Source organism: Delftia tsuruhatensis NBRC 16741 (assembly GCF_001571325.1).
GTDB lineage: Bacteria > Pseudomonadota > Gammaproteobacteria > Burkholderiales > Burkholderiaceae_C > Comamonas > Comamonas tsuruhatensis.
Genome location: NZ_BCTO01000064.1, coordinates 17649 through 27100 on the forward strand (window position 1 = coordinate 17649; position 9452 = coordinate 27100).

At 69.8% G+C, this 9452-nt stretch carries 4 protein-coding genes; 3 read left to right on the top strand and 1 reads right to left on the bottom strand.

The genetic code is table 11. From position 1 onward, the window contains the following. The first annotated feature begins 64 nt into the window (after nucleotides 1-64). Entirely contained in the window at nucleotides 65-1735 is a 1671-nt protein-coding gene (locus DTS01S_RS25250) for an ABC transporter substrate-binding protein (RefSeq protein ID WP_061289453.1), read from the top strand. Nucleotides 1736-1737: 2 nt separating this feature from the next. Here DTS01S_RS25250 and dmeF read toward each other — a convergent pair whose 3' ends face one another. Next, nucleotides 1738-2766: a CDF family Co(II)/Ni(II) efflux transporter DmeF gene (dmeF, locus tag DTS01S_RS25255; protein ID WP_016450413.1), complete on the bottom strand. Its 1029-nt coding sequence runs from the start codon at nucleotides 2764-2766 to the stop codon at nucleotides 1738-1740. A gap of 45 nt (nucleotides 2767-2811) precedes the next feature. On the opposite strand from dmeF, the gene DTS01S_RS25260 reads away from it, so the two are divergent. Together DTS01S_RS25260 and DTS01S_RS25265 are read left to right on the top strand one after the other, a co-directional pair. Next, the gene (locus DTS01S_RS25260) at nucleotides 2812-3087 is read left to right on the top strand and encodes a metal/formaldehyde-sensitive transcriptional repressor (RefSeq protein WP_026062191.1); all 276 of its coding nucleotides are present in this window, start codon (nucleotides 2812-2814) and stop codon (nucleotides 3085-3087) included. Between the two features lie 197 nt (nucleotides 3088-3284). After that, the gene (locus DTS01S_RS25265; protein WP_061289456.1) at nucleotides 3285-9371 is read left to right on the top strand and encodes a DUF4011 domain-containing protein; all 6087 of its coding nucleotides are present in this window, start codon (nucleotides 3285-3287) and stop codon (nucleotides 9369-9371) included. The last annotated feature ends 81 nt before the right edge of the window (nucleotides 9372-9452 follow it).

Below are 9452 nucleotides of genomic sequence, written 5' to 3' on the forward strand. Positions count from 1 at the left end.
GTGCAGCCGGCGCGGCACCCGCCGCCGCCTTTCTGCGATCTTGTTCCGGCTGCCAGGACACTTCATGACCCAAAGACGCTTCCTGCCTCGCCTTTCCCTGCTGCGCACCCACTTGCGCACCCTGCGAACTTCCGCACTGCTCCCCGCCCTGGCCGCAGCCTTGCTGTGCGCACCGCCCGCCCAGGCCGAAACCCTGCGCTGGGCGCGCTCCACCGACGCATCCACGCTGGACCCGCACGCGCTGAACAACGGCCCCAACCACAACCTGCTGCACCAGATCTACGAGCCGCTGATCATCCGCACGGCCGATGGCAAGCTGCTGCCCACCCTGGCCACGTCCTGGGCGCTGACTGCCGACCCCTCGGTCTGGGAGTTCAAGCTGCGCAAGGGCGTGAAGTTCCATGACGGCAGCCTGTTCACGGCCGACGACGTGCTGTTCTCGCTGCGCCGCGCGCGCTCGGCCACCTCGGACATGCGCTCGCTGCTGACCTCGATCACCGACGTGACCAAGGTCGATGCCTTCACCGTGCACATCAGGACCAACGGGCCCAACCCGCTGCTGCCGGCCAGCCTCATCAACATCCAGATCCTGAGCGCCGCCTGGGCCAAGGCCCATGGTGCCGAGCAGCCGCAGAACGCGCTGGCCAAGGAAGAGAACTACGCCACGCGCAACGCCAACGGCACGGGGCCCTACGTCATCGCCTCGCGCGAGCAGGACACGCGCACCGTGCTGCGGCAGTTTCCCGGCTACTGGGGCAAGGGGCTGTTCCCGCTGGAGATCGACGAACTGGTCTACCTGCCCATCAAGTCCCAGGCCACGCGCGTGGCGGCGCTGCTGTCGGGCGAGGTGGACTTCGTGCAGGACCTGCCCATCCAGGACATTGCGCGCCTGAGCGCCGACCCGCGCTTTCGCATCAACCAGGCCGCCGAGAACCGCACCATCTTCCTGGGCCTGAACGTGGGCGCCGCCCCGCTGTCGCATTCCGATGTGAAGGACAAGAACCCGCTGGCTGACCTGCGCGTGCGCCAGGCCTTCCAGCTGGCCATAGACCGGCAGGCCATACAGCGCGCCGTGATGCGCGGCCTGTCCGTGCCCACCAACATCATTGCGCCGCCCTTTGTGCATGGCTACGAGAAATCCTTTGGCGCCGTGGGCAAGGCCGACTTGGCCCAGGCCAGGAAGCTGCTGGCCGAGGCCGGCTATCCCAACGGCTTCGGCATCACCCTGCATTGCACGAACGACCGCTACCTGAACGACGAGGCCATCTGCCAGGCCATCGCCGGCTTTTTGGGCCGCATCGGCGTGAAGACGGCCGTGTCGTCCCGGCCGCTGGCCATCCAGACGGCGGCCATCAACAACCAGGAGACGGATTTCTACCTCTACGGCTGGGGCGTGCCCACCTATGACTCGGCCTACGTCTTCGACTACCTGGTGCACACGCGCGGCAAGAATGGCCGGGGCAACACCAATGCCACGCGCTACAGCAATGCCGAGCTGGACAGCCAGATCGTCTCCCTGGCCTCCGAGGGCGATGCGCGCAGGCGCGATGCCACCATCCACTCCATCTGGAGCACGGTGCAAAAGGAGCTGATCTACCTGCCGCTGCACGACCAGATCCAGACCTATGCCATGGTGCGCAAGTTCGACATCCCGGTGAATCCGTCGAACACGCCGTACTTCAAGCTGTTCAAGCAGCCCGGTGCGCGCCAGGCTGCGGTGGCCGGCGCGCAATAGGCTCAGTGTGTCGCAGCCGGCTGCGGCCGGTTGACCTCCACCGTGACGTGGACCAGTTCCTCGTGCACGCCAAGCAACTGGCGCACGGCATCGGGGTCCACGCCTGCGGGCGCGTCCAGTGCCACGATGCAGGCGTAGCGCGCCTTGCCCACGCGCCAGACATGCAGGTCGGAGATCTGCGCGGCAAACGGCGCCTGGGCGATGGCCTCACGCACCTCGCTGACCACGGGGGCGTGCATCTCGGCGTCCAGCAGCACGCGGCTGCTGTCGCGCAGCAGGCCCATGGCCCATGCCGCCACCAGCACGGCGCCGGCCAGGCCCATGGCCGGGTCCAGCCATCCCAGGCCCCAGGCCATGCCGCCGAACAGGGCGGCGATGGCCATCACCGAGGTGGCGGCATCGGCCAGCACATGCAGGTAGGCCGAGCGCAGGTTGAGATCGCCGTGGTCGTCATGGTCACCGTGGTCGCCGTGATGGCGGTCGCCCGCGTGGCCGCCGTGCGCATGCCTGCCGTGCCCGTGGTGATGTCCGTGGTCGTGACCATGGTGATGCCCGTGCCCGCCCTTCAGCAGCCAGGCGCAGACAAGGTTGACCAGCAGGCCCAGTGCGGCCACGCCCAGTGCCTGCTCGTAATGGATGGGCGAGGGCGAGAACAGGCGCTGCACCGACTGCCAGGCCATGCCGCCCGCCACCAGCAGCAGCAAGATGGCGCTGGTGTAGCCGGCCAGCACCTCGATCTTCCAGGTGCCGAAGGCAAAGCGCGTATCGCCCGCCAATCTGCGCGCGGCCGCATAGGCGCCAGCTGAGAGCCCCAGCGCCAGCGCGTGCGATCCCATGTGCCAGCCATCGGCCAGCAGCGCCATGGAGTTGAATCCGTACCCGCCTGCGATCTCCCCGACCATCATGGCCGCCGTCAGCCCCGCAGCCAGCATGGCACGGCGCTCGCCCAGCGGGTTGCCTTCGTCGAAACGGTGTGAATGCTGCCTGGGGCTGGCGCCGCCAGCGGTCGAGAGGGATGGAATGCTGCGCATGCAGATACTGTACCCCAGTATATGCAGGCGCCTAGAATGGCCTTCATGGCACATACGATTCAGAACAAGAAGCGCTTGCTCACGCGCATCCGCCGCATCCAGGGCCAGGCCCAGGCGCTGGAGCGCGCGCTCGAGGCCGAGCACGACTGCGCGGCCATCCTCCAGCAACTGGCAGCCGTGCGCGGCGCCGTCAACGGCATGATCTTCGAGGTGCTCGAGGGCCATGTGCGCACCCATCTGGCCGATGGCACGGCCGGCGGCCAGGCCCGTGATGACGACGTGGACCTTGTGCTGTCGGTGATGCGCTCGTACATGAAGTGATTGATGAAGTGATGGCCGGCCCTGCGGATTGGCGCTCTCGGCGCGGTTTCCTGCTCTCATTTTTTGCAAACAGTGACCCCTGAAAACCGCCCATCTCGGACACGGCGCCCCATTCGCAGCGGACAATCGTCAGGCCAGGAATATGACGGGATTTCGACAGTTCCCGCCGCCTGCTGGCCAGCCAAGGACTACCGCGCATGACAGAAGACCCCCGCCGAGATTCCCCCGCAGATGCCGCCCCCGCCGCCGTGCAGGCGCCGCAGACGGCCCCGCAGCTGCGCATCGGCACCGTCGCCAAGCTCAATCTCGCCGACTTCCAGAACGCCGTGCCCGCGCTGCTGGAGCTGGCCATCGTCAACGAGGGCGATCTGCCGCTGCAGGCGCTGAGCCTGCATCTGGCCTCGGAGCCTGCCTTCATCAAGCCGCGCACCTGGCGCCTGGAGTCGGTGGCCGCGCACAGCACCTATGCGCTGACCGACCTGGATGTGGCGCTGGACGGCGCCTTGCTCTCGCGCCTGACCGAGGCCGAGCCTGCCGTGCTGCGGCTGGAGCTGCGCAGCGGCCAGCCGGCACAGACGGTGCTGGCCCGGCACGAACACCCGCTGGAACTGCTGGCCCGCAACCAGTGGGGCGGCCTGGGGTATTTGCCCGAGATGGTGGCGGCCTTCGTGCAACCCAACGATCCGGCCGTGGACCGCATCCTCAAGGGCGCGGCGCAGGCGCTGGAGGCGGCGGGCAAGTCCGGCGCCATCAACGGCTATGAGCAGGGGCCGCAGCGCGCCTGGGAACTGGCCTCGGCCATCTGGACTTCCGTGCTCCAGAAGAAACTCAACTACGCGCTGCCGCCGGCCAGCTTCGAGCATGCGGGCCAGAAGATACGCGGCGCGACCCAGGTGCTGGATGCGGGCCTGGCCACCTGCCTGGACCTGACGCTGCTGTTCGCCTCCTGCCTGGAGCAGGCGCACCTGAACCCGCTGCTGGTTTTCACGCGCGGCCATGCCTTCGTGGGCCTGTGGCTGGGCAGGCAGGAATTCTCGACCGCCGTGGTCGATGACATCACGGCCGTGCGCAAGCGGCTCAAGCTGCAGGAGCTGGTGGTCTTCGAGACCACGCTGGCCGCGCAAGGCCAGGCCGTGGCCTTCAGCCAGGCCATTGCCCAGGGCGCGCGCCAGCTGGCCGAAGAGCATGAGGACCAGTTCGAGCTGCTGGTGGACGTTCGGCGCGCGCGCATGCAGCGCATCCGCCCGCTGGCGCTGGCCCAGCCGCAGGACGCCGCGCCCGAGGCCGGCGAAGGCCAGGCCGAGCCACGGCTCACCGTGGAGCCGCCGCCCGAACTCCTGGCGCAGGCGCAGACACGCGAAGTGCCCACCTCCCAACTCGATCCCAAGGACAGGCTGGCGCGCTGGCAGCGCCGGCTGCTGGACCTGTCGCTGCGCAATGCGCTGCTCAACTTCAAGCCTGGCAAGAAATCGCTGCTGCTGCAGGTGGCCGCGCCCGCGCTGGAGGACACGCTGGCCCGGGGCCAGGTGCTCAAGCTGCTGCCCAGCCCCGAGCTCATGCAGGGCAAGGACCCGCGCAGCCAGCCATTGCACGAGGCGCGCAGCCTGGAAGACCTGCGCGGCGCGCACGCCGAAGAGGCGCTGCAGCGGCGCGAGGTCTTCATCGACCTGGAGCCGCTGGAGCTGGACAGCCGCTTTGTGGAGCTGTTTCGCGGCGCGCGCAACGCGCTGCAGGAAGGCGGCGCCAACACCTTGTTCGTGGCCCTGGGCTTTCTGGTCTGGAGCCGGCCCGACAAGCCCGATGTGCGCGTGCGCGCGCCGCTGATCCTGCTGCCCGTCACGCTGGAGCGCAAGAGCGCGCGCTCGGGCTTCACGCTGCAGGCGCATGAGGACGAGCCGCGCTTCAACCCCACGCTGGTCGAGATGCTGCGCCAGGACTTCCAGCTGGAGCTGGGCGTGCCTGCAGGCGACCTGCCGCGCGACGAAGCCGGGCTGGACATCACCGGCATCTGGGCCCGCGTGCGCGAGGCGATCAAGGACGTGCGCGGCTGGGAGGTCAGCGAGGACGTGGTGCTGTCCATGTTCTCCTTCGCCAAATACCTGATGTGGAAGGACCTGGCCGAGCGCGCCGACCAGCTGCGCAGCTCGCCCGTGGTCGCCCACCTGATCGACACGCCGCGCGAGCCCTATCGCTCGGAGATCGCCTTTCCCGACACGCGGCGGCTGGACCAGGAGTTCACGCCGCAGCAGGTCTTCAGCCCGCTGCCGGCCGATTCATCGCAGCTGTCGGCCGTGATGGCCGCTGCGCGCGGCAAGGACTTCGTGCTCATCGGCCCGCCGGGCACGGGCAAGAGCCAGACCATTGCCAACCTGATCGCGCAGTGCCTGGCCGAGGACAAGCGCGTGCTCTTCGTGGCCGAGAAAATCGCCGCGCTGGACGTGGTCTACCGCCGCCTGCGCGAAGTGGGCCTGGGCGAGTTCTGCCTGGAGCTGCACTCCAACAAGAGCCGCAAGCTCGATGTGCTGGGCCAGCTGCAGAAATCCTGGGACTCGCATGGCCAGGTGGATGCCGAGGCCTGGGCCGCCAAGGCCAGCCAGCTCGGCCGCCTGCGCGAGCAGCTGTCGGCCTATGTGCAGCGCCTGCACCGGCGCCACGCCAACGGCTGGACCATCTACCGCGCCATTGGCGCCGTGGCCGGTGGCCAGGCGCTGCCGCGCCTGGGATTTCACTGGCCCACGCCCCAGGCCCATGACGAAGCGGGCCTGGCCCTTTTGCGCGAGACTGCGGGCCGCCTGCAGGCCAATGCCCAGGCCGTGGGCGCGCAGCATCTGAAGGACGGGCCGCTGGCCACGGTGCAGGCCAGCGACTGGTCCGTGCGCTGGCAGCAGCAGATGGTGGATGCTGCCCAGGCGCTGCACGATGCAGGCCAGGGCTTTGCCGAGGCGGCGCAGCAGCTGGGCCGGCTGCTGCGCATGGAGTGGCCGGCGTTGGGGCGCCAGGCGCGCTCGGCGCTGGGCGTGATCGCGCGCGCGCTGCCTGCGGCCGCAGGCCGCAACCTGGCTTTCTGCGTGCTGCCTGACGGCGCGCGCATTGGCGAATCCCTGCAATCGGGCCTGCAGCTGCTGGCGCAGCACGGTGATCTGTCCGCACAGATTCCGGCGCCCTGGCCGGCCGAGCTGCAGGCGCGCCTGGCCCAGGCGCTGGACCTGCTGGCGCAGCGCCGGCGCCTGCAGGCCGGGCTGGGCACGCCCTGGCCCGTGGCCCTGGGCGACGAGCTGGAGCGCGGCCTGCAGTGCATTGACGAGATCGCGGCGCTGCGCCAGGGCCTGTCCGTGAAGTACGGCGCGGGCGTGGGCCAGCTCAACGTGGCGCAACTGCAGCGCGAATGGGCCAGGGCCGGCAAGTCCTTGTGGCCGCTGTCCTGGCTGGGCCGGCGCAAGGTGCGCGCGGCGCTGGAGGCCACCATCGAAGGCGCGGGCGAGCCGCGCGTGGCCGATGACCTGGCCGCCCTGGTGCGCATCCGGGGCCTGCGCGAGGAACTGGACCAGATCCAGCCCGGCGCCGCAGCCGACGGCCTGTGGGCCGGACACCGCACGCGCACCGACCATGCGCGCAGCGCCTTGAAGGCCAATGCGGCCCTGCTGGCCGCGCGCGCGCAGAAATCCTTCTCGCTCGATGGACTGGAGGCCGTGGCCGAAGGCCACGGCGGTGAGCGCTGGGCGGCCGAAGTGCAGCGCCTGCAGGCCCTGTACCAGATCGACCGCCAGCTCGATGGCTACCTGCCGCTGGCCGATGCCAGCCACGGCCTGTGGCGCGGCCTGGAAACCGATGCCCAGGCCTTGCAGGACGCGCTGGCCTTCGAGCGCGAGCGTCTGCAACTGACGCGGCGCGGCGGCCTGATGGCATCGCACGCCGCCGTGGCCCAGGGCCGCTGTGGTGCGGCGCTGCAGCAGGCCCATGCGCAGCTGGCGGCCCGCAGCGCCATCGAGGAACAACTGCTGGCGCTGGACGAGCTGCGCTTGCGCTGCCCCGGCGTCTGGGACGGCCTGGACACGCGCCCGCAAGCCGTGGAGCATGCGCTGCGCCTGCAGGGATCGCTGCAGGCAGGGCTGACCGGGCTGGGCTGGCAGGAGGCCGAGCTGGCCCAGGCACGCCAGGCCCTGCACCAGGTGCTGGCCTTGCGCAGCGCCGAGCTGGCCGAGGGTGCCGCGGTCGGCATGGCCTGCCAGCAGTTGCTGGACAGCCTGGCCGGCCTGCACGCGGCCATAGACCCCTTCAGCGCGGCGGCAGCCCATGGCGAGCCGCAGCAGCGTGCCCTGGCCCAGCGCACGGCCGAGCAGCTGGCGGCCACGGCGGGCGGCGTGCTGGCCGGGCAGGGCGGCCTGCATGCCTGGTGCGCCTGGCGCAATGCCCAGGCCGCGGCCCGCGCGGGCGGGCTGGGTGCGCTGGCCGACGCCATCGAGTCCGGCAGCCTGGAACCGGCCCAGGCGCCCCAGGCCTTCGAGGTCAACTACGCGCGCTGGTGGCTGGCGCTGGCCGTGGACGAGGACGAGGTGCTCAAGCGCTTTGTCTCTGCCGAGCATGAGCGGCGCATTGCCGACTTCCGCGCGCTGGACGATGAATTCACCTCGGTCACGCGCCAGTGGATACGTGCGCGGCTGTGCGCGGGCCTGCCGTCGGCCGACAGCATCCAGCGCAACAGCGAGTGGGGCATCCTGCGGCGCGAGATCACCAAGAAGCGCCAGCACCTGCCGCTGCGCCAGCTGCTGGAGCAGATCCCCTCGGCCGTGCTGCGCCTGACGCCCTGCCTGCTGATGAGCCCGCTGTCCATTGCCCAGTACCTGAGCGCCGAGACCAGCAACTTCGACATCGTCATCTTCGACGAGGCCTCGCAGATCCCCGTCTGGGACGCCATCGGCGCCATGGCGCGGGCCAGGCAGGTGGTCATGGTGGGCGACCCCAAGCAGCTGCCGCCCACCAGCTTCTTCGGCCGCGCCGACACCTCCGACACCTTCGACGACGACACGCAGGGCGTGGAAGGCGACATGGAAAGCATCCTGGACGAATGCCTGGGCGCCAGCCTGCCCACGCGCAACCTGTCCTGGCACTACCGCTCGCGCCATGAAAGCCTGATCGCGTTCAGCAACCACCGCTACTACGGCGGCGGGCTGGTGACCTTTCCCTCGCCCGTCACCGACGACCGCGCCGTCAGCTTCCACGCCGTGCAGGGCCGCTATGAAAAAGGTGGCGCCCGCATCAACCAGCCCGAGGCCAAGGCCCTGGTGGCCGACCTGGTGGCGCGGCTGAAGTCGCCGGGGTTTGCGCAGTCGGGTGCCACCATCGGCGTGGTCACCTTCAACTCCGAGCAGCAAAGCCTGATCGAGGATTTGCTGGACGAAGAGCGGCGCAAGGACCCGGGGCTGGAGCCGTTTTTCTCCGATGCGCTGCTGGAGCCCGTCTTCGTCAAGAACCTGGAAAGCGTGCAGGGCGACGAGCGGGACATCATGTACTTTTCCATCACCTACGGGCCCGATATCTCGGGCGCGGTGTCCATGAACTTCGGCCCGCTCAACCGCGACGGCGGCGAGCGGCGGCTGAACGTGGCGGTGACGCGCGCGCGGCAGGAGCTGCGCATCTTCTCCAGCCTGCGCGGCGAGCAGATGGACCTGTCGCGCACCCAGGCGGCGGGCGTGCGCGATCTCAAGCACTTCCTGGAATTTGCCGAGCGCGGCCCGCGCGCGCTGGCCGAGTCGCACCATGGCAGCCAGGGCGATTTCGACAGCCCCTTCGAGGCCAGCGTGGCCCAGGCGCTGGAGCGCAAGGGCTGGCGCGTGCACACGCAGATCGGCGCATCCTCGTTCCGCGTGGACCTGGGCGTGGTGCACCCGGACCATGCGGGCAGCTACCTGGCGGGCGTGGAGTGCGACGGCGCCACCTACCACCGCTCGGCCACGGCGCGCGACCGCGACAAGCTGCGCGAGCAGGTGCTGCGCGGCCTGGGCTGGCAGATACTGCGCATCTGGTCCACGGACTGGTGGGTCAACCCGGGCGGCACGCTGGAGCGCATCCACGCGGCGCTGACCGCGCTGCTGGAGCAGGACCGGCGCAAGCGTGCGGCCGAGGTTGTAGAGGTTGTAGAGGTTGCCGAGGTGCCGCAGGCGGCTGCAGTCGCCGGGGCAGAGCCAGCGCCAGAGACGCCTGAGGCGTCCGAGGCCTCCGAGGCCTCCGCGTCCTCTGAGTCGCCCGAGGCATCCGTGGAGGACGGCGAGGCACATAAGGTCTGAAAGTCGGCCGTGCGCATGAAATGGGCACTTGCTGAAGCCAGAGACACCAAGGAAGGGCCGCCCCCGCACCGAGGGTGTCGT

Excerpts from the sequence above, each read along its gene's own strand:
- DTS01S_RS25260 (WP_026062191.1), top strand. The coding sequence starts at position 2,812 with ATGGCACATACGATTCAGAACAAGAAGCGCTTGCTCACGCGCATCCGC.
- DTS01S_RS25250 (WP_061289453.1), top strand. The coding sequence starts at position 65 with ATGACCCAAAGACGCTTCCTGCCTCGCCTTTCCCTGCTGCGCACCCAC.
- dmeF (WP_016450413.1), bottom strand. The coding sequence starts at position 2,766 with ATGCGCAGCATTCCATCCCTCTCGACCGCTGGCGGCGCCAGCCCCAGG.
- DTS01S_RS25265 (WP_061289456.1), top strand. The coding sequence starts at position 3,285 with ATGACAGAAGACCCCCGCCGAGATTCCCCCGCAGATGCCGCCCCCGCC.